The sequence below is a fragment of the Lacrimispora xylanolytica genome, assembly GCF_026723765.1.
Lineage (GTDB): Bacteria > Bacillota > Clostridia > Lachnospirales > Lachnospiraceae > Lacrimispora > Lacrimispora xylanolytica.
On record NZ_CP113524.1, the window covers coordinates 4,396,155 to 4,417,048 of the forward strand.

The 20,894-nt window shown below is 43.0% G+C and carries 19 protein-coding genes; 4 read left to right on the forward strand and 15 right to left on the reverse strand.

The genetic code is table 11. The features are described from left to right. The first annotated feature begins 117 nt into the window (after window positions 1–117). The gene (locus OW255_RS20260) at window positions 118–867 is read left to right on the forward strand and encodes a phosphotransferase family protein (RefSeq protein WP_024837994.1); all 750 of its coding nucleotides are present in this window, start codon (window positions 118–120) and stop codon (window positions 865–867) included. A gap of 56 nt (window positions 868–923) precedes the next feature. On the opposite strand, the gene OW255_RS20265 is transcribed toward OW255_RS20260, so the two are convergent. The 5 genes from OW255_RS20265 to OW255_RS20285 form a co-directional block, all read right to left on the reverse strand. Continuing rightward, entirely contained in the window at window positions 924–1,331 is a 408-nt protein-coding gene (locus OW255_RS20265) for a DUF3783 domain-containing protein (protein WP_268115152.1), read from the reverse strand. Window positions 1,332–1,353: 22 nt separating this feature from the next. Beyond that, a complete protein-coding gene (locus OW255_RS20270) occupies window positions 1,354–2,340 on the reverse strand; it encodes a diaminopimelate dehydrogenase (RefSeq protein ID WP_268115153.1) in 987 nt (328 codons plus the stop codon). A 133-nt stretch (window positions 2,341–2,473) separates the two neighbouring features. Continuing rightward, complete coding sequence (spoVG, locus tag OW255_RS20275) at window positions 2,474–2,755, reverse strand: septation regulator SpoVG (RefSeq protein ID WP_024837991.1); 282 nt, start codon at window positions 2,753–2,755, stop codon at window positions 2,474–2,476. Window positions 2,756–2,780: 25 nt separating this feature from the next. Next, on the reverse strand, window positions 2,781–3,902 hold the full coding sequence (gene glgD, locus OW255_RS20280) for a glucose-1-phosphate adenylyltransferase subunit GlgD (RefSeq protein ID WP_024837990.1): 1,122 nt from the start codon (window positions 3,900–3,902) through the stop codon (window positions 2,781–2,783). Continuing rightward, window positions 3,899–5,173, reverse strand: a complete 1,275-nt coding sequence (locus OW255_RS20285) for a glucose-1-phosphate adenylyltransferase (protein WP_024837989.1) — start codon at window positions 5,171–5,173, stop codon at window positions 3,899–3,901. The genes glgD and OW255_RS20285 overlap by 4 nt, the downstream gene beginning before the upstream one ends. 241 nt (window positions 5,174–5,414) lie before the next feature. Between OW255_RS20285 and asnS the strand changes: the two genes are divergently transcribed. From asnS to OW255_RS20300, 3 genes are all read left to right on the forward strand, one after another. Then, window positions 5,415–6,806, forward strand: a complete 1,392-nt coding sequence (gene asnS, locus OW255_RS20290; RefSeq protein WP_024837988.1) for an asparagine--tRNA ligase — start codon at window positions 5,415–5,417, stop codon at window positions 6,804–6,806. 78 nt (window positions 6,807–6,884) lie between these two features. Next, the gene (locus OW255_RS20295; protein ID WP_268115154.1) at window positions 6,885–7,955 is read left to right on the forward strand and encodes a metallophosphoesterase family protein; all 1,071 of its coding nucleotides are present in this window, start codon (window positions 6,885–6,887) and stop codon (window positions 7,953–7,955) included. 4 nt (window positions 7,956–7,959) lie between these two features. After that, the gene (locus OW255_RS20300) at window positions 7,960–9,822 is read left to right on the forward strand and encodes an ATP-binding protein (RefSeq protein ID WP_268115155.1); all 1,863 of its coding nucleotides are present in this window, start codon (window positions 7,960–7,962) and stop codon (window positions 9,820–9,822) included. Window positions 9,823–10,071: 249 nt separating this feature from the next. Here OW255_RS20300 and brnQ read toward each other — a convergent pair whose 3' ends face one another. From brnQ to OW255_RS20345, 10 genes are all read right to left on the reverse strand, one after another. Continuing rightward, window positions 10,072–11,385 carry a branched-chain amino acid transport system II carrier protein gene (brnQ, locus tag OW255_RS20305; RefSeq protein ID WP_268115156.1) on the reverse strand — a complete coding sequence of 438 codons (1,314 nt, stop codon included), beginning with the start codon at window positions 11,383–11,385 and terminating at the stop codon, window positions 10,072–10,074. Window positions 11,386–11,396: 11 nt separating this feature from the next. After that, on the reverse strand, window positions 11,397–12,575 hold the full coding sequence (locus OW255_RS20310) for a ribose-phosphate pyrophosphokinase (RefSeq protein ID WP_268115157.1): 1,179 nt from the start codon (window positions 12,573–12,575) through the stop codon (window positions 11,397–11,399). A gap of 342 nt (window positions 12,576–12,917) precedes the next feature. After that, entirely contained in the window at window positions 12,918–13,919 is a 1,002-nt protein-coding gene (locus OW255_RS20315; protein WP_268115158.1) for an ATP-binding protein, read from the reverse strand. Between the two features lie 36 nt (window positions 13,920–13,955). Continuing rightward, window positions 13,956–15,011 carry a DnaD domain protein gene (locus OW255_RS20320; RefSeq protein WP_268115159.1) on the reverse strand — a complete coding sequence of 352 codons (1,056 nt, stop codon included), beginning with the start codon at window positions 15,009–15,011 and terminating at the stop codon, window positions 13,956–13,958. A gap of 262 nt (window positions 15,012–15,273) precedes the next feature. Next, on the reverse strand, window positions 15,274–16,653 hold the full coding sequence (gene murC / locus OW255_RS20325; protein WP_024837981.1) for a UDP-N-acetylmuramate--L-alanine ligase: 1,380 nt from the start codon (window positions 16,651–16,653) through the stop codon (window positions 15,274–15,276). Between the two features lie 212 nt (window positions 16,654–16,865). Then, the gene (locus OW255_RS20330) at window positions 16,866–17,657 is read right to left on the reverse strand and encodes a hypothetical protein (RefSeq protein WP_268115160.1); all 792 of its coding nucleotides are present in this window, start codon (window positions 17,655–17,657) and stop codon (window positions 16,866–16,868) included. A 184-nt stretch (window positions 17,658–17,841) separates the two neighbouring features. Further along, window positions 17,842–18,345, reverse strand: coding sequence for a QueT transporter family protein (locus OW255_RS20335; protein ID WP_024837979.1), 504 nt, complete (start codon window positions 18,343–18,345; stop codon window positions 17,842–17,844). Between the two features lie 414 nt (window positions 18,346–18,759). After that, a complete protein-coding gene (locus OW255_RS21015; protein ID WP_326498140.1) occupies window positions 18,760–18,849 on the reverse strand; it encodes a putative holin-like toxin in 90 nt (29 codons plus the stop codon). A 264-nt stretch (window positions 18,850–19,113) separates the two neighbouring features. Continuing rightward, complete coding sequence (locus OW255_RS20340) at window positions 19,114–19,968, reverse strand: type II CAAX endopeptidase family protein (protein WP_268115161.1); 855 nt, start codon at window positions 19,966–19,968, stop codon at window positions 19,114–19,116. A gap of 116 nt (window positions 19,969–20,084) precedes the next feature. Then, complete coding sequence (locus OW255_RS20345) at window positions 20,085–20,873, reverse strand: AAC(3) family N-acetyltransferase (RefSeq protein ID WP_268115162.1); 789 nt, start codon at window positions 20,871–20,873, stop codon at window positions 20,085–20,087. Between the last annotated feature and the right edge of the window lie 21 nt (window positions 20,874–20,894).

Consider the following 20,894-nt stretch of genomic DNA (forward strand, 5'->3'; position numbering starts at 1 on the left):
AGATATTTTATATAATATACCACTGTTTTTTCTATACTTTTTATCTATATTGTAGTAAAATAATACTATATAGTTCCGACATATTTGGGGATGCAAAGATGGAAGGAGAGGTATTTTATGGGAGCAGAACTAATTGCTACGACCGCAACAAAGAAGGTCTACCGGGATGGGGATAAGGCGATTAAGGTATTTAATGAAGATTTCCCTAAGGCAGAGGTACTAAATGAAGCTTTGATTACCGCCAGAGTTGAGGAAACCGGTGGAATAAAGGTTCCTAAGGTGCTGGAAGTCAGTGTTTTTGAAGGCAAGTGGTCCATTACTTACGAATTTATTGAAGGGAAGACATTAAAGCAGCTCATGGATGAGAATCCGGAAAAGCTGCCGGAATATATGGATCTGATGGTGGATCTCCACCTGAATATCATGTCAAAGCAGTGTCCTCTTCTCAATAAATTAAAAGATAAGATGATAAGACAGATCGGAGATATTGATGAACTGACAGATTCCATCCGATATGATATGCATACACGGCTTGACGGAATGCCAAAGCATACCAAGCTGTGCCACGGTGATTTCAATCCAAGCAATATCATTGTAAAAGACGACCAGACCATGTATGTCCTGGACTGGGTACACGCTACCCAGGGAAACGCCAGCGCAGATGTTGCGAGAACGTATCTCCTCTTCTGCCTCCAGGATCAGAAAAAAGCTGATATGTACATAGATGTCTTTTGTAGAAAAACAGGAACCGCCAAAAAATACGTCCAGTCCTGGCTCCCCATTGTGGCAACCGCCCAGCTTTCAAAGAAACGTCCGGAAGAAGCAGAGCTTTTGCATCGGTGGGCCAACGTGTTCGAATATCAATAAAATATGGAATCAAAAAACCGGGCCATCCTATGAAGGGATGGTCCGGCCTTTTATTATCATTGAGGCTCCTTGGACATTGCTTCGTTTTCCTGTTTCAGTTCCTCATACAGATCGTAAAATCTCCATTTGCAATTGGTATCTGTAATTACCGCTTTTAATTGAATTTTAGGTACACCTGCCCGTCTTAAATTCATTAAAAACTCGTCCACCCTGCGGTTTGAGAAGTTTTTCATTACTAAAATCTCCTCATTTACCGGAGGACAGGCTTCAAAGGCAATCTCTTCAAACCCTTCAATTCCAGCAAGATACCCTACGGTCTGGTTCATCTGCTCACTGGAAATATTGCGGATTCGAATGCCCATGCGAATGAGCACTCCTTTCAGCTTCGCTGCTTTCGTATCATTTCCGCCCTGCTTTTCCTGTTCCGGCTGATAATACAGGACCATTTCCTTAGACACTGCCATAATTATCCCTCCTGCTTCTTTCTTATAACAGGTGTTTTCTTAATTCTTCCCCGCTGAGAGAACTTAAATACGCAGGTGCAATATCAAAAACTGTTTTACAGCCCTTCTGTCCTTCCTGGTTTAAGCGGTAAGCGGCACGGGCATAGGCAGCCAGTACGGAAGAAGTGAATTCCGGATTGGAATCCAGCTTTAAGCTGTATTCAATGACATGGCTGTTTTCATCCTCCCAGCCAGTGGTTCCGGTTCTGATGACAAAACCGCCGTGAGGAATTCCCTTATGATCCTTTAGAAGCTCTTCTTCACTGATAAAATGAACGGTGGTGTCGTAGTCAGAAAAATAGTTTGGCATGGTCACGATTTCTTCCCGGATCCGGTCTAAGTCAGCTCCGTCCTCTGCCACTACAAAGCATTCTCTTGTATGCTTTTGTCTTACTGACAGCTCTGGATTCTTTCCTTCCCGAACCTTTTGTAACGCCTCTTCCACTGGAATGGTATACTGTCTGGCATCCTTTACACCATCAATTCTACGAATCGCATCGGAATGGCCCTGGCTCACTCCTCTTCCCCAGAACGTATAATCATGTCCTCCCGGAAGTACAGCCCCGGCATACAAACGGTTTAAGGAAAACATACCCGGATCCCAGCCAACAGAGATAATTCCTACCTTACCGCCCTCTAAAGCAGCTTCATCCACTGCCTTAAAGTGCTCCGGAATCTTGGCGTGTGTGTCAAAGCTGTCAACCACATTAAAATGTTTTGCAAGCTCTGGAGTCTGCACCGGAAGATCGGTAGCACTTCCACCGCATAAAATTAAAACATCGATGGAATCCTTTTTTGACATAATCTCATCATAAGAAAATACCTTAACTCCTTCGGTCAGAAGCTTTAATGATTCCGGGGCTCTTCTGGTAAATACAGCTTTTAGCTCCATGTCAGGATTATGCTTAATGGCACATTCCACTCCCTTACCAAGATTTCCATATCCTACAATACCTATTTTTATTGTCATACGTTCCACAGCCTTTCTAAAAATTTGATTCCTATTATAACCTTAAAACACTAAAGTGTAAATATTCGTTTGATTTCCGGGCAAAAAAAACGCAGACAGTACGAAAAGCCTGCCTGCGGATCCTTTTATTTGATTAAGCAAATACTGCCTCAGGTACATCCATAGCAGTGGTCTCATATTTATCCAGAATCACCTTCTGAATGGTGTCTCTGGTTCCGGAATTAATCGGATGAGCGATATCCCGGTATTCACCATCTGCCGCCTTTCGGCTGGGCATTGCTATAAATAGTCCTTTTTCTCCTTCAATAACTTTAATGTCATGAATAACGAATTCGTTATCCAATGTGATTGATACTATGGCCTTCATCTTTCCCTCTTTTTCAATACGTCGTACTCTTACATCTGTAATCTGCATGTTCTTCCCCTTCCCGTCACATTTACTATAATGTGTATCGTTCGTTTTTCTCCAAGACAATCTTTACATTGTCCGTTGTTCCTATATAGGTGGTATTGGCACGGATGGTATCCCGGCTTTCTACGATACAGTTTTCAATCACCGTATTGTCGCCTATATAGACGTCATTTAAAATAATGGAGTTTTTAATGACGCAGTTGTTGCCGACATAGGCCTTTTTATAAAGGACTGAATTCTCGACAACGCCGTTGACAATGCTGCCGCTGGACACCAGGCTGTTTTTTACAGATGCACCTGGGTTGTATTTTGCAGGCGGCAGATCATCGATCTTTGAGTAAACATCCGGATACTGACGGAAGAAATAATTTCTTACTTCCGGTTTTAAGAAATCCATATTGGTCTTGTAGTAGGATTCCACGGATGCGATATTTCTCCAGTAATCGTTCATCTTATAAGCATATATTCTTTTCAAATTCCGATATCGTACCAGAATGTCACTCACAAAATCATAGCGGTCCTCCATGGCGCACTGCTCAATCAGTTCAATAAGCTGACGCCTGCGGATGACATAAATGCCGCAGGAAACCGTATTAGAGGAAGCCACCATAGGCTTCTCTTCAAAATCTGTAATCCTGCCATCCTGATTGGTCTTTACCAGGCCGAAACGTGTGATATCTTCTCCCGCAGGCAGCTCTGTGCATACTACGGTAATATCTGATTTCTTCTCTATATGATATTCAAGTACCTTGCCGTAATCCAGTTTGTAGATGCCGTCTCCTGCGGCAATGACTACGTAAGGTTCATGACTGTTCTTTAAAAATGTAAGGTTTTGAAACAGGGCATCCGCAGTCCCCCTGTACCAGTCACTGCTATCTGCAGTTATGGTTGGAGTGAATACGAATAATCCGCCCTGCTTTCTTCCGAAATCCCACCATTTGGAGGAACTTAAATGAAGATGCAGGGACCTGGAATTATACTGAGTTAATACTGCTACATTCTGAATATGGGAATTGGTCATATTGCTGAGAGCAAAATCGATGCTCCTGTAATTCCCTGCAATAGGCATGGCTGCAATGGCCCTTCTGTTGGACAGCTCACGCATCCGTTTACTGTTCCCGCCTGCTAATACAATTCCGATTGCTCTCATCGCATGCCACCTGCCTTTATGATATAATCTCCGCTGGCCAGTTCTCCGTCTTTATAATCTTCAGGGACGGTGATCCCCACGATTGCTGTATTCTTGCCTATGGTCACCTGATCCGGGATGATAGAATTCTCCCCTATCGTTACCAGATCAAACTGATAGACCTTTGGATCATACTTGCTCTTTTCATAGTCTCCGGTACCAATTTTCACACCGGTTCCCACTGTCACATTCTCAGCAATAATAGCCTTTGTGATCTCTGCGTCTTCCCCGATCACGCACTCTCTCATAATGATAGAATCCTTTATGACCGCACCTTTTTTAATGATAACGCCGGCACCGATGACGGAATTTCTTACCTCTCCGTAAATCTCGGTTCCTTCTCCCACAATGCTTCTGTCTATGACAGCTTCCTCGGAGACGTACTGGGGCGGAATAATGTCGCTTTTTGTATAAATCTTCCAGTACTCTTCATAAAGATTAAATTCAGGAATGATATCAATCAGCTCCATATTGGCTTCCCAATAGGAACCTAACGTACCTACATCCTTCCAATAACCGTTGTATTCGTAGGCAAAGACCCGCTTTCCCTCTTCAAAACAATGGGGTATGATATGTTTTCCAAAATCACACCCGGGTACGTCAGACATACGAATCAGTGCTTCTTTTAATGCTTTCCAGCTAAATATGTATATTCCCATGGAAGCCAGATTACTTCTTGGACTTGCGGGCTTTTCCTCAAATTCCGTAATCCGGTTGCTTTCATCTGTGATTAGTATCCCAAACCGGCTTGCCTCTTCAATAGGCACCGGCATAGCAGCAATGGTGATATCTGCATTATTCGCTTTGTGATATTCCAGCATGACCTCATAATCCATCTTATAGATGTGGTCTCCAGATAAAATGAGGACGTAATCGGGATTGTAGGTCTCCATATATTCCAGGTTCTGATATATGGCATTTGCTGTACCGGTATACCAGTCACTTCCCTTGCTCCGTTCATAAGGAGGTAAAATAGTGACTCCGCCCACATTCCGGTCAAGATCCCAGGGAATGCCGATGCCGATATGAGTATTCAGGCGCAATGGCTGATACTGGGTAAGTACTCCTACCGTATCAACTCCTGAATTGATGCAGTTGCTAAGCGGGAAATCAATGATTCGGTATTTACCGCCAAAGGACACTGCTGGTTTGGCCACTTTTTGCGTAAGCACACCTAAGCGACTGCCTTGTCCGCCTGCCAAAAGCATGGCTATCATCTCTTTTTTAATCACGTTATCACCTCTTGCTGTAATTATTGTGACTACATTATACCATACTTTGCTTTAATAGTGAACAAATATTTCATTTTATCTTATAGTTTTTTGTGCATTTTCCGACATTTTTCGTGCTTTTTACAAATTTTTGACGTTTTTAGGCGTATCTAATGTTTTTACACCCAGCACCCCTTGAATAGAATCTTAAAATACAGTATAATCTTAATAAGTATGCGAACATGTAAAAGGAGAATCTATTATGGATTTAATCACGGTAAGAGAGATATATAAAAAGCAGGAAACATTTCTTAATTCCCAGGTTACGGTCGGAGGCTGGGTAAGAAGTCTGCGGGATTCCAAATCCTTTGGATTCATCGTATTAAACGACGGATCTTATTTTGAAACCCTTCAGGTGGTCTATCACGATACCATGGAGAATTTTTCAGAAATCAGCAAGTTAAACGTTGGCGCTGCCGTAATCGTAACCGGAACTTTAGTTCCTACTCCGGATGCCAAGCAGCCCTTTGAGATACAGGCCACAGAGGTTACCGTAGAAGGCACCTCATCCCCGGATTATCCTCTTCAGAAAAAGCGCCACAGCTTTGAATATTTAAGAACCATCTCCCATTTACGCCCAAGAACCAATACCTTCCAGGCCGTATTCCGGGTTCGATCCTTAATTGCTTATGCCATTCACCAGTTTTTCCAGGAGAGAGATTTCGTTTACGTTCATACTCCCCTGATCACCGGAAGTGACTGCGAAGGCGCCGGCGAGATGTTCCAGGTTACCACTATGGATTTAAATAACATTCCTAAGACAGAGGAAGGAACCATTGATTTTACCCAGGATTTCTTTGGTAAGCCTACCAACTTAACCGTAAGCGGTCAGTTAAATGGTGAGACCTATGCCATGGCATTCCGTAACATCTATACCTTTGGCCCTACCTTCCGTGCGGAAAATTCAAACACCACCCGCCATGCCGCTGAATTCTGGATGATTGAGCCGGAGATGGCATTTGCAGATTTAAATGACAACATGGCTCTTGCTGAGTCCATGCTAAAATACGTAATCCGCTATGTTCTTGAGCACGCACCAGAAGAGATGAACTTCTTTAACCAGTTTGTGGACAAGGATCTTTTAAACCGGTTGAACCACGTTTTAAATTCTGAATTCGCTCATGTTACTTATACAGAAGCGGTAGAGCTTCTTACCCAGCATAATGATGAGTTCGATTATAAAGTGTTCTGGGGATGCGATTTACAGACAGAACACGAGCGCTATTTAACAGAGCAGCTTTATAAAAAGCCAGTATTTGTTACGGATTATCCAAAGGAAATCAAGGCATTTTATATGAAGCTTAATGAGGATAATAAGACCGTAGCAGCCGTGGACTGTCTCGTTCCAGGCATCGGTGAGATCATCGGCGGCAGTCAGAGAGAGGATAACTACGACAAACTGGTGGCTCGTATGGACGAGCTGGGACTTAACAAGGAAGATTATGACTTCTACCTTGACTTAAGAAAATACGGCTCCACACGCCATGCAGGCTTTGGTTTAGGCTTTGAGCGCTGTGTGATGTATCTGACCGGAATGGCCAATATCCGTGACGTAGTTCCATTCCCAAGAACCGTTAACAACTGCGAACTTTAAGCCTGTACCACAAATTCCCTACCAGTCCGGCAGGGAATTTGTGGTATCTTTTCACATAGGACCAGCGAGGTAACGAGAATGAAATTTATACATATTGCAGATGTTCACTGGGGCATGAGTCCTGACAGCGACAAGCCCTGGAGCAAGGAACGGTGCCAGGATATTAAGGACACCTTTGCAAAGGCAGTTCATCAGGCAAAGGTCCTGGAAGCCGATTGCCTTTTCATTTCCGGAGACTTATTCCACCGGCAGCCACTTGCCAGGGATTTAAAGGAGGTCAACTACCTCTTTTCCACCATCCCTTCCGTGCATGTGGTCATTATCGCAGGAAATCATGACCGAATCCGCAAAAATTCAGCTATCTTAAGCTTTACCTGGGCGCCTAATGTAACTTATTTCATGGGGGAAGAGCTGGAAAGCGTTTATTTCAAGGAGATCAACACAGAGGTCTATGGGTTCAGCTATTATTCGTCTGAAATCCCGGAAAACCGTCTTGATCATCTAAAAGTACCAAACAACGGCAGAATCCACGTGCTTTTAGGCCATGGCGGAGATGCCAACCATATCCCATTTGATAAGGGAGCCATGTCAAACCTGGACTTCTCCTACATTGCCATGGGCCACATTCACAGACCTGAGATTCTCATTGAGAACCGTATGGCATTTTCCGGTTCCTTAGAGCCACTTGATAAGACGGAGTCAGGGCCTCACGGTATGATTATGGGAGAGATTAACGAAGTGACCCGTATGGTCTCCTATTTAAAGTTTATCCCAATTGCCAAGCTACAGTATGTTTCTCTGGCGGTGAATGTGACCACAGCCACCACCAATACAGAGCTTGCGATGAAGATCACCCAGGAGATTCAAAACCGGGGCACTGAAAATATCTTCCGTTTCCGCATACGTGGTATGAGGGACCCTGATATTTCCTTTGACTTAGATATGCTCTCCACCCGGTTTAAGATTATGGAGATCATAGACGAATCCGAGCCCCAATATGACTTTTCCGCGCTCTTTGCCGAGCATTCCAGTGACATGATCGGATTTTATATTCAGGCCCTTCAAAAGCCTGAGATGAGCCCTATGGAAAAGAAAGCCCTCTATTACGGCATCAATGCACTGCTTCGCACTACGGACGAAAGGAGCTGATCCCATGAAAATACTGGACATATATATCAATGGCTTTGGAAAATTCCATGGCAGGAATCTGACGTTCCAGAATGGGCTTAACATCGTCTACGGAAAGAACGAAGCAGGAAAATCCACCATACATACCTTTATCCGCGGCATGCTTTTTGGCATTGAACGCCAGAGGGGAAGAGCTTCTAAAAATGATCTCTACACCAAGTTTGAGCCATGGGAAAACAGCGGCACTTACGAAGGGCAGATCCGGTTAGAGCATAAGGAGCACATCTACCGGATTGAAAGGACCTTTCAGAAGAACAAAAAGGAATTTAAGATTGTGGACGAAACCGCAGGCAGGGAGATTGAGCCTACCAAAGCATTCTTAGATGACCTTTTATGCGGACTGAGTGAAACTACCTATATTAATACCGTGAGCATCAGCCAGCTAAAGAGTGCGACCGATGAAGGTATGGTTTCCGAGCTTAAAAATTACATCGCTAATTTAAACAATACGGGAAGCCTTGCCTTAAACATTACAAAGGCTGCGTCATTTTTAAAATCCCAGAAAAAAGAGCTGGAATCCCAGATGGTTCCTGAGGCTGCCCGCACCTATACCTCTTTACTCAGCGAGATTCGAAACACAGAACGGGAGATATCCTCTCCGGAGTTTGAAAACCAGATCAATGAATTTCAAAAGCTGCGGGAAGATGTTAAGACTTCCTTAGAAGATCTCCAGAAGGAAAAGGAAGAGCTGATTAAAAAGGTCGCAAGAGGAAAACAGGTCTTAAGCAGCAACCAGTTTACAGATCAGGACTCCATAAATGCATATTCTTTAAAAGCTCAGGAAAACTTTGATGAATATATGAGAGCCAAGGAAGCGTCAGGTAAAAAGCCCAGAAAGGTATTTTCTGTCCTTTCCCTTATCCTTGCTACGGCACTATTATGCGGAGTGGGAGGCCTTTATTACCTGGGTGAGTCGAATTACTTAACCGCTAATTACGGTCTTGATCTTCTGCTTCTTATGAGCGTGTTCATGGGTACTGCCATTATCTTTTACCTCATCGGGCTGATTCTCTTTTTAAAGCTGAAGCAAAGTCAGAAGGATATGGAAATGAGCGCCAAGATTTTGCAGGAAATTCTTTCCAGACATCTTGGAAGTACAGATATTTCAACGGATGCCATGCGTGCGTTTCAGTCCAGAATGGCGGAGTTTACCCGCTTGTCGTCTGCTGTGATTAAATCTGAGGCCGCCATTACCCAGAAGCAGGCTGAGATTGAAGAGCTTCAAAAGAAGCAGGAGACCTGCGGAGAGACCATTGAGAAGCAGCAAAAAAGCCAATGGGAGCTGGAGAGAAAGCTGGAGCACTTATCAAGCTGTAAAACTCAGGCAGAGGGACTCAAGCATATTTTAGAGGAAAATGATCGGATCCGGGAAGAGGTTTCTGCCATTGATTTAGCCCTTGAGACCATGACCGGCTTATCTTCTACCATCCGGGATTCCTTCGGGCTTTATCTAAACCGAGCTGCCTCTGATCTCATTAAGGGCATTACAGGTGGTATCTATACCAGCATGAGCGTGGATGAGAATCTAAATGTATTTCTTAATACCAAAACAAAGCTGGTGCCACTGGAGCAGGTCAGCAGCGGAACTATGGACCAGGTTTATTTAGCCCTTCGACTTGCTGCCGCTACTCTGATTCAGGAAGGTACGGAGCGCATGCCAATGATCTTTGACGACAGCTTTGTGCTTTATGATGATGACAGACTTAGGACCGCCCTAAAGTGGCTGGTGAATGCCTATTCTGATCAGATTATTATATTCACCTGTCATCAGAGAGAGGCTCAGATGCTGACGGCTAACTTGATTCCTTATCATTTGATTGAGATATAAAAAGATACGATAGAACAAAGAGAAGTACTATATAAAAATATAGATACTACATAAGTAGATAGATACTATATAAGAAGACAAGGGGAGTGTTGCAAAATGATATGAGATATTTATCATTTCATATCAGGAGCAATACTCCTGTTCTTTTTTACAAAAGGGGATGGTACAAAATTAGCGTAACTTAATTTTGCACCATCCCCTAGTTTAATTTTTTATATTCCAGACTAATTTGACTGATTATGTTTTGATTCAGGCTTTACTACTCTCGCTTTTATTTAGCATAGCCAAAACAACTCCAACCACCACACCAACCAGGGCAGGAACGATCCAGCCAAGCCCAGCAGCATAGATAGGAAGCTTGGACATTATCTGATGCAGTACGGTCACTCCAGCCTGTTCCAGAGATAACAGGACGCTTATCACGCCTGTAAAGCTGATGGACCAGACGTATACTGACCGCCACCGTTTTCCATCCTGGAACCCGAAGGAGAGTAAGATCAGCACAATGGCTACCGGATAAATCGCACTTAATACGGGAACCGATATCTGCAGAATTTTAGTCAGACCTACATTGGAAATCACAAAGCTTGACAGTGCAAATATAACGGCCCAGGTCCGGTAACCGATTCCCGGAACTATGGTACAAAAATATTTGCTGCAACAGCTGATTAAACCAATACAGGTATTTAAGCAGGCAATAAAAAATACCACTGCCAGCATCACAAGACCAGTTTTTCCATACAAGAAGCTGACTGCCTGGTTCAGGGTCTGGGCACCGTTTTGGGCCGGGCCAAAGGCACCGCCCGTCACCGCCCCAACATGAGCCAGAGCGCCGTAAACCAGAAGAAGAATTCCTCCTGCCACAAATCCTGCATGGATAGTCTCTCCCACTACTACAGAATCCTTTTTCACTCCCATTCCCTTAATATTAAGAGAAATCACGATTCCGAAATTAAGAGCTGCAATGGTATCCATAGTGAGGTAGCCATCTAAAAAGCCCTTGACCAAGGGTCCTGACGCATATTCCTTTATGGGTGTTCCATAAAGCCCTGGCGGCTTTATGAGACTGCCGGCAAAAATAACTACGATGAGCACCAGAAGCACTGGAGTAAGAACCTTTCCAAGACGTTCCGTCAGCTTATCCGGATTAAGGGCCACCACAAATGCAATTACAAAGAATGCGGCAGAATAAAAGATCTGTGCGACCTGCAGATTGCCGCTTCCCAAAAACGGAACCACAGCCATCTCAAAAGAAGTACTGGCTGTCCTTGGAATGGCAAGGCAGGGACCGATGGATAAGTAATTTAACAAGGTGAAAACAAATGCAAACCTGGGGTGTACCCGTTCTGCCAGATAAAAAAATCCCCCTGCTCTTGCTACGGCAACCACTCCCAGTACCGGAAAGCCAATGGCAGTAATCGCAAAGCCGATCATAGCTGTCCAGGTGCTGGTTCCTGCCAGGGAACCTAAAAAGGGCGGAAATATAAGATTTCCCGCCCCGAAAAACATGGAGAAGAGTGTGAGACCAATTAAGATCCGTTTCTGAACCGATAATTTATCCATCTCTCCCCCAATTACCGATCACCTGCGCGGTAGCGCTCCACCACACGGTTAATTCTGGTTGTTGGATTTAAAAGATCACTTAAGGATGCATCATGGTTTAAATTATCTATAATCAGGGCAATGTATTTGCTCATATCTACATCAATGTAATACGGTCTGGAAAGAAGATCCGGTGTCTGGTATACCAGGTTGGTAGTAAGAATCCGGTCAATAAAACCATTTTCATAGTATTCATCAAACTTTGCAAGTCCATTGGTGAAGAGGCCAAAGGTCGCGCAGACAAATACCTTTCTTGCTTTTCTTCTTTTTAATTCTTTTGCTACGTCAAGCATGCTTTCCCCGGAGGAAATCATATCGTCTACAATGATTACATCCTTGCCCTCCACACTGCTTCCAAGGAATTCATGGGCAACAATGGGGTTACGTCCGTTGACAATCTGAGTATAATCACGGCGTTTGTAGAACATACCCATATCAAGACCTAATACGTTGGCAAAGTAAACAGCACGTCCCATACCGCCTTCATCCGGGCTGATGACCATCATGTGGTCGCTGTCGATTTCCAGCTCCTTCTCGTTCTTAAGCAGATGCTTAATGAACTGATAAATAGGCTGAACCGTTTCAAAGCCCTTTAATGGAATGGCATTCTGGACTCTTGGGTCATGGGCATCGAAGGTAATGATGTTCTCCACTCCCATATTTACAAGCTCCTGAAGAGCCAGGGCGCAGTCTAAGGATTCTCTGCTGGACCTCTTATGCTGTCTGCTTTCATATAAGAACGGCATAATTACATTAATTCTGCGGGCTTTTCCTGCGGATGCAGCAATGACACGCTTTAAGTCCTGGAAATGGTCATCCGGGGACATGTGATTGGTCATACCGCATAAGGAATAAGTAAGGCTGTAATTGCAGACATCAACCATGAAATAAAGGTCATCTCCACGAACGGATTCCTGGAGTGTTCCTTTCGCTTCTCCTGTACCAAATCTGGGAGTACTGGCTCCGATCAGATAGGTATCTCTCTGATATCCAGAAAAAGCAATGGTAGATTTGTGCTCGCTCTCACGTTCCTTTCTCCAGCCCACCAGGTAATCATTTACCTTGTTGCCCAGATCCTTACAGCTCTTTAACGGAATCAGGCCAAGAGGACCAACCGGAATGGTCTCTATAATTTTCTCTTCGTAAAGCATTCTTTTCTCCTCCAACGTATCTAAATACAATGCAACGGTTCTTTTATAACATTATGTGCCGCTTTAGTCAAGACAATCAAAAGGATTCCATATATTTTCTCAAGTAACCTTCATGATTTTTCCTGATTTATTCCGGCTGATTCCATATGTGGAAAAATATGGAACATTTTGTATGCTTCTGCAAAGCTCCACACATCTTATGTGCCTGTATCTGTGATGGTCACATGTGCGGGTCTATTCGCTTCTTAAGCTTCTACTGCCATATAAAAGCACACGACCAGCCAGGCCGTATGCTCTTTGGTAATCACTTTATTTTATGTCAACTCAATATCTTTTATCCTTCTATCGGTCGCTGACTTTTCCTGCTTTTTTCTTAATACGGATATCATCCCCGTACAAAGGAATGACCGTATAACGGCTGATCAGCCTGGACGTAACTCGTTCTGTGTATCGGTCCCTTAATTCATTGATGGGGTGATTGGTGGATATAATAGTAGACTTTGAGGAATTAAGCCGTTCATTGATGCAGTAAAACAGCTCAGATGAAGTAAAGCTGTTGTTAAGCTCTGTTCCCAGATCATCAATGATTAAAAGATCACAGTCTAAAATATACTGGTACATGCCTCTCATATCATCTTCGTCGTCATAATCAAACCGGTTTTTGGAAAACACCTCAAACAGATCATTGGCAGACAAATAGATGACCGAATAATACTGATCGATCAGCTCCTTTGCGATGCAGTTGGTAAGAAAGGTTTTTCCCACACCTGTTGGACCTGTAAATAATAGGTTTCCCCGCTCTTTGGAGAACGTATGGACAAAGCTTTTGCAGGTTTCTGCCACCTGGGCCATATATTGCCTTACCGTCCGGTTTAATTGGGGAATGACTCTGGTATCATCAAAATAATCCGTGGAAAAGGTTTGAAAGTTCTCGATTGCCACAATTTGTTCAATGTTTGACTGAGCATAAAGATACTTCATCTCCGACTGGCGGAAGCAGTGGCATTTCACCCCTTCGGCATATCCGGTGTCCTTACAGTCTTTGCAGCGGTACTGCATCTCCATATAGTCGGAGGAAAACCCTGCAGATCGTAACAGCACTGTCTTCTGCTCTCTTAAATCAGCTATCTCGCTGCGAAGCTCCTTTAAGGCTTCTTTATCTCCTTCCAGGAGTCTCCTGGCACAGGCAACCGCTCTCGTACTAATGGATTGGTCAAGCTCCCTGATTACCGGTATCCTCTCATAAACGTTTGCAATCCGTTCTTCCTGCTCATGACGGTTCTTAAACTGCTGCTGCCCGTATGCCCTCATGATGGCGTCGTACTGTGAATTGCTCAGCGCCATAATTACCTCCATTCTTTTGCTGCCCTATGTAAATAACTACTGCTGCTTTGTCAGCTGCTCCAGAATCAGTGCATCGTAATCAATCTCTCTTTGAGGAAAGTTCTGAAACTGATTCTGTCCGGTCCTTGGCTTTGTTGCTGACCCCTGGGCTGTCTGCTTCTTTCCGCTCTTTATATCTCCGCTTTTCACCCGTTCTGCGTACTGCTCGTCCAGCCGTTTGATTTCTTCCATGGTACGGACTCCAGCCTTTTTCCAGCCCTCTAAAATCTTATCTGCATAGGGGAAGCTGGGGGAATGGGTGGCGGATAAGGTTCGGTTGCAGGCCTCTATCACGATCTCTCTGGTAAAGCCATAGGTAGTAAACCAGCGGTCCATAAACTCCCGCTCCAAAGATCCCGGATTTCTGTCATTTAATCCAAAGGCCCTCATAACTGCATAGGAATCCTTGGAAAATGATACAGCACTGTTCTTTGCCTCATCAACAGTCCTGATTCCCTTCTCATGCCAGCTGATGGCAACGGTCTCTATGTATCGAATGCTTGAGTGCCCTCCCTGGACGCAGTATTCCACCACGTATTCCAGGAGTTCAGATGGCATATGAAGACCATCATAAAGATATGCAAATACTTCGCATTCTCTCTGGGTAAATACCTTGTTCATGTACTTTTGTGCAATGTAAAGAAGCTGAGAAAAATCCTCATCTCCTGCAAGCCCGCTTATCTTCTCAGGGGAATAGGGGGTTCTTTTTGCAGGTGTCTGGGGCTTTGTCAAAACTTCAGGCACAGCTCCGGAGCAGGCAGTCTCAGAGACCGCCTTAGATGGCTCTGCCTTCGATGGTTCTGCCTTAAGGGGAATCTCCTCCGTAAGCACTCCTGCCTTTTTCCAGTAAGCCAGAGCCCGCGCCACATCTGCTTCCGTGTGGTTCAGTGCATCCGCGATCATGGATATGGACACTTCTTCCCCTTGATGACGCATGAGAAACAAATATTCTTTGATGTATTCTCCATTGGCCATGGCCATATATTCATCTATGAAATCGTTGGATATCACCGTAGCGCTGATCCTTAAACTGCTCTTTACATTCACTGACATAACCTCACCTTTTTATCATGCTCTTATCATACCACAGGTCCTTAGAAAAGAAAATAGGGGCAGTTATCCACCAAATGAATTGTGGAAACTGTGGATAATGTGGAAATCTGGTATACATAATTTGGATTTTCATTTCCAATCCTGTCGATTTGCTGATAAAACCGAGATTTTGTAAATTGTAAGACTTTAAATTATGTAAATCAAAAAATCCACATAGTTTCTTAACATAAAATGTTGAAAACTATGTGGATAATGTGGATAACTATACTCCTAACAGGTTTTCTCCCACTTTTACAATGTCTCCGGCTCCCATAGTTATCAACAAATCACCGTGTATACAATTTTCTAAAATAAATGTTTCTATTTCTTCAAAAGATGGGATGTAGTGTACTTTTACTCCCATTTTCTCGATTCTATCTGCAATATCTCTGGAACTGATGCCTAAATTGTCGGTTTCTCTGGCCGCATAAATATCTGCCAGGATTACCTCATCCGCTAAGGATAAGGATTCTGCAAATTCGTCTAAAAACGCTCTGGTACGTGTATAAGTATGGGGCTGGAAAACAACCCAGAGTTTCTTATGTGGATAATGCTTTGCTGTTTCCAGAGTCGCTCTTATTTCCTGGGGGTGGTGGGCATAATCATCAATGATGGTCACACCGGAAAGCTCCCCTTTCTTTTCGAAACGGCGGTTCGTTCCTGTAAAACGCTTTAATCCTTTTTTGATCATCTCCATGGAAATACCAAGTTCATGGCATACCGCTGCGGCGGACAGAGAGTTATACACATTATGCTCTCCGGAGACTCCAAGCGTTACCGTATCAACCTCTTCCCCATCCACGTAAAGCTCGTAGGTAGCTCTTGCCAGTTCATCAAACCGTATATTCTTGGCCTGATATCTACTGTCCTCATTCTTTCCAAAGGTGATCACCTTACAGGGAAGTCCTTCTATGATGTCCTCCATGTGGTCGATATCTTTGTTTATCACTAATAAGCCCTTCTCCGGCAGCTTCTCTGCAAAGAGACGGAAGGAATGGCGTATATCTTTTAAATCCTTAAAAAAATCAAGATGGTCTGCTTCTATATTTAATATAACTGCTGTGGTAGGGTAAAAGGATAAGAAGCTATTGGTATATTCGCACGCTTCTGTTACAAACAAATCCGGGCCGCCCACACGAATATTTCCGCTGATGGAATTTAGTATACCTCCAACTGAAATAGTGGGATCTGTATCCGCACACAGGAGAACCTCTGTAATCATGGAAGTAGTGGTGGTCTTACCGTGGGTGCCGGAAACAGCGATAGCATTCTCATAATTTTTCATCATCTGTCCCAGAAGCTCTGCTCTGGTCAAAATGGGAATTCCTTTTTCGCTTGCTCTCATAAATTCAGGGTTATCCGGGTGAACAGCTGCTGTATATACTACTACATCAATCTCATCTGTGATGTTTTCTGCTCTCTGACCGTAAGCGACTGTTGCTCCTTTTGCCTCTAAGTGACGGGTAAGATCTGACTCATGGGCATCGGAGCCGGAGACTGTAAAGCCTTCATCAATGAGTATCTCTGCAAGCCCGCTCATGCTGATGCCGCCGATACCAATAAAATGTATTGCTTCCGGTTTATTAAAATCAATCTGATACATGTTTTTTCCATCCTTAATTTTGTATTCGGTATATCGTACTATGTTCACTTACTTTTACTGCTTTTCTTCTGGAAAGTCAACTCTTTCTTCTCTATTATATAAGAAAGCACAGAGAAAATCTACATTAGAATCCAGGACGCCATTTCTATGATATGAAAAAATGCACCTTACAGATTCTATGACCTGTAAAGTGCTATTTATGACACATATTATCAGGACCTGCCTGCTGCCAGAGGCTCCCCTTCTTCCAGAGTCGTCTTAACCACAAACGATATCATATAAATCATCTCTTTAAAGCTTCGGAAGGTCTGCTGTGATTTACCTTCCCGCCAGTAGATCATTCCCTGCCAGGTACAGTGCTCCCGAAACATGACCTTCACGGAAAATGAAGCCTTCTGTCCTGTCCTTATTAACTCCTCTGAGGCTTCTTTGGAAATTAGTCTTCCATAGTGGATACCAGTCACCGGATCATGGCCTTCTGTTATGCTGATATCCATGTAATTTCCCCAAAGGGGTAATGACCAGCGTTCAAACGACGCCTGGCTTAAGAGCTCTTCAACCTCTTCCTCTCCTAACCCATCGCCTTTTCTCAGCACAGCATCGGTAACCATTATAAATTGAAGCACACTGTCAAAGGAAGCAGTTCTGTTTCCATCGTCCCAAATCATGGTTCCCTGCCAACAGGCATGGTACCGGAAGCGTAGATAGATGCGAATGGTTGTTAAGGCTCCCTTTCTGTCGCTCCTTTTGATTCTCTCAATTTCAGAATCCCCAGGGTCGGAACCGGGGAGACTGCGTATCTGAAAGGTCTGCTTTGGAGCTCCCACAGAATCAAATAAATGGTCCATATTTTTGATCATCTCTGAAAAACTGCGAAACAGGACTCCAAAAGAGTCTTCTCTTTGAAAGATTGCTCCCTTAATTTCCCAGTCATCGTAGGAATCCACTGCTATTGTCAGATATCGGTCTGCCTCGCTAACCACGCTCATTCTACCAATTGCCATTTTAATCACCGTCGTCCTTATAGATTATATTTATTATATACAGCTGCGGTTACATACCAGTTACATTTTTAGTTGTTCAAAAATATTTTATTACAAAATGTAACTTTTTGCAATTATTTGTAGAATGAGAACAAAAAAACTTCCGGCCATATTCATGGAGCGGAAGTTTTTATATGGATTTCACTTATTCTGTTATAAAACGTCCAAAGATTATGTGCTTGTAGCGGGTCAATACGCCTAAAAAAAGATTACCGAGAACTCCAATAGCAAGTATTTCTCCCATTCCAACCGTCACCATGGCATACCAGATAAAATCCTGGGAGCCGTAGGCAAAGCGCAGAACCCAGGGAATGACGATGGTATTGGCTACGATTGGGGGAATGCATACCAGCCACTGATTTTTACGCAGCATATAAGAGCCAATGGCTCCGATCAGCGTAGCAAGACTTCCAAAAATTACATCAAGCAAAGCCGCACCGCATAAAAAGTTTGACAGCAGACACCCGATGAATAAGCCTGGAATCGCCGCCGGGGTAAAAAAGGGAAGGATGCAGAGAATCTCTGAAATCCGAAACTGAATGGGACCAAAGCTGATGGGTGCAAAGACCATGGTCAGCACGGTATAGATGGCTGCAATGGCTGCGGAAAAAACCAAGAAATAAGTTTTCCCTGAAGATTTGTAATTCATATTCTGTTCTCCTTTAGTTTTGTTTTAGGTGTGGAAGGTCTCGAACACACCGGTCTGATTTTGTGAAATCTCTTATAATATCAAGAGCTTCACGGCCTTATTACGGGTCATACTATAGCATAGTGGGAGGGAAAAATCAAGTGCGTACCCACAATTATACCCCATCTGGATTATACTGCATAAAAAGATTGATTTACATTTTTCTTAAAATACGTTCTTTACTTGATTCGTATAATAAATAAAGATGGTTCCATGTGTACCCTATAAGGATCTATGGGCTTGAAATACCTTACGAAATATGCTAATATGTTTATATAAAAGAGATAACCGCCCACAAAGTGGTTGACCTCGGAATAATGGTTTGAAAGATCGCCCCTGCTCCGGTCAGAGTACAAGGGGCGGTTTTTTATGTACTTACTTCTTTATCAGCGAATAGATAAAGGCAAGCAATGCAATGATGAACATTCCGAACTGCATTAAGTCCTTAAAGTCAAACATCAGCATCACCTCCCCTCAGGGAGGCCACCACCTTGTACATGATTATCTCATATTATTATGGTAACATATACCATTTCAGTGTACAATCATTATTTACAATTGATACATTGCGAGTTATTGTAGATTAAACGTCACAATAGCATAACACTGGTTATCCCATTATAATCAGAAAAAAGATGTCGTAAACCAGTTTTTCCTCTGGAAGCTGATTTACGGCATCTTTTAGCGTTTCAAGAAGAGACATCTATTTAATCCTCAACCGAATAAGACCTAAGTACGAAATGTTATCTTTTGATTCGCTCTGCTTTTTATATAAATAAAAAGTACGATTAAGAATGATACCGTTTGAGCAATTGAAATTCGGATCACCTGCATTTCATCGATACCAGAGCTGGTGGTTATATGTAAAAGATTAATTATGGTGTTATTAAAAAAATGATCTGCCATAGCCATCCAAAGTGACCCAGTAATTTTAGTCAGCAAACAAAACTTTACACCTGTAATTCCTGTTGTTAATATAAGCATAATTGCTGACAATATCATTCCTGTACCACTTATTTCTCCATCCAGCAGACTGCGCATAGGAGCTGCAATATGCCAGAAACCAAAGAGTATGGAGGAAATAAAGGCTGCTTTTAGAAACGTACATCTGGTCTCTAACATTCGAATAAAGAGTCCCCTGAAGATGCCTTCTTCCATAATGACATTAATTATATTCCCCACCACGCAAAAAATAAAAAATAACAATCCAGTCTGGATTCTCGTATTGCCATGAATTCCATAGCTAGTCACATAGATTTGCAACTCAGGATTATTACCGTTTAACTGCTGTATCAAAATTTCAGATCCATATGCAGCAAGATAAACAGCAGCACCTAAAGTCAAACCATAAAGCAAATATCTAACAACCAACTTGCTTGTAAATCCTACACTTGACCAGCTGAGAGAAAAGTAACGCAGTGTCAAAGCTAGTATTATAATTCCTGTCAGCTTATGAAGGAATGCTTCTCCAAATATACTGTAATCTGTACGAATTACCATATATTCCAATATTCTAAATAGAAAACATATCATATAAATGACCAAGATGCATTTCACCGGATTTTTAGTTAGCCCATCTTTCATATAAATTCTCCCATAACGTTAATATAGGTTATAGTGCCGCGTAATTTCCTAGTCAATATAACTATTACCTGGATAAGTCTGTCCAGGTAATAGTGTGAATGCAATTCATTTATGTCTTATTTCTTCTGCCACCACTCTTTTGGAATGGTATCCAATTCTATGAGACAGTTGATCTGATGGGACAGCACGTTCTTTGTCACCTCAAAAATCCCTTTCGTTTCGCACAAGATACAGGAGGCATCTCCGAATCTTGTTTTCACTGCTGCATTTCTATCGTAGAAAGCTTGTTCCAGCTTTGTGTAATTTTCTGAAATATGGTCCGTAACTGGATTGTCATGCCGGTATACGAAGGAAGGCTTTATGTGTCCGCCTGGCATCACAATCTTGAAATAAGTAGGTTCCTTTGTCAGGCGCTCTGGTACATTTAAGTGCTCTTCCACACAGTGGATAAACGTATTTCTCTCATGTCCAACCCCAAGAAGCAGGATTTTGCCGTTTCTTTCCATGAGACGGGTGTAGCAGCTAGTGGTGGAACAGGGGGTGGGTTGGTTTTCTTCCCCTTCGATAAACGCTTCACTATCCTTTCCATACACAGCTACGCTGTGAGTCGGGTGAAGAGATCTTAATACGCCTTCTCTCTTCCTGAAAAGGTTGGGTAAAATACCGACGCAGGCTGGCTCGATTCTTGGATCATACTCATTATGATACTCGGACATGGAATACCAGGTATGGGTTGGTAAAATAAGAAGACCCTCTGATAAGTATTCCATAAAAGCATCAAGAACCGTATCCGCCCCTCCTTCTACTTCACCAATGGATTTCATGGAAGAATGTACGAGAAGTGTATCATCAGGCATAATTCCCATATCCTTCAAATGCTGTATTAACTCATTTTTCGTAAACATAGTAACACCTTTCTTTCCCAA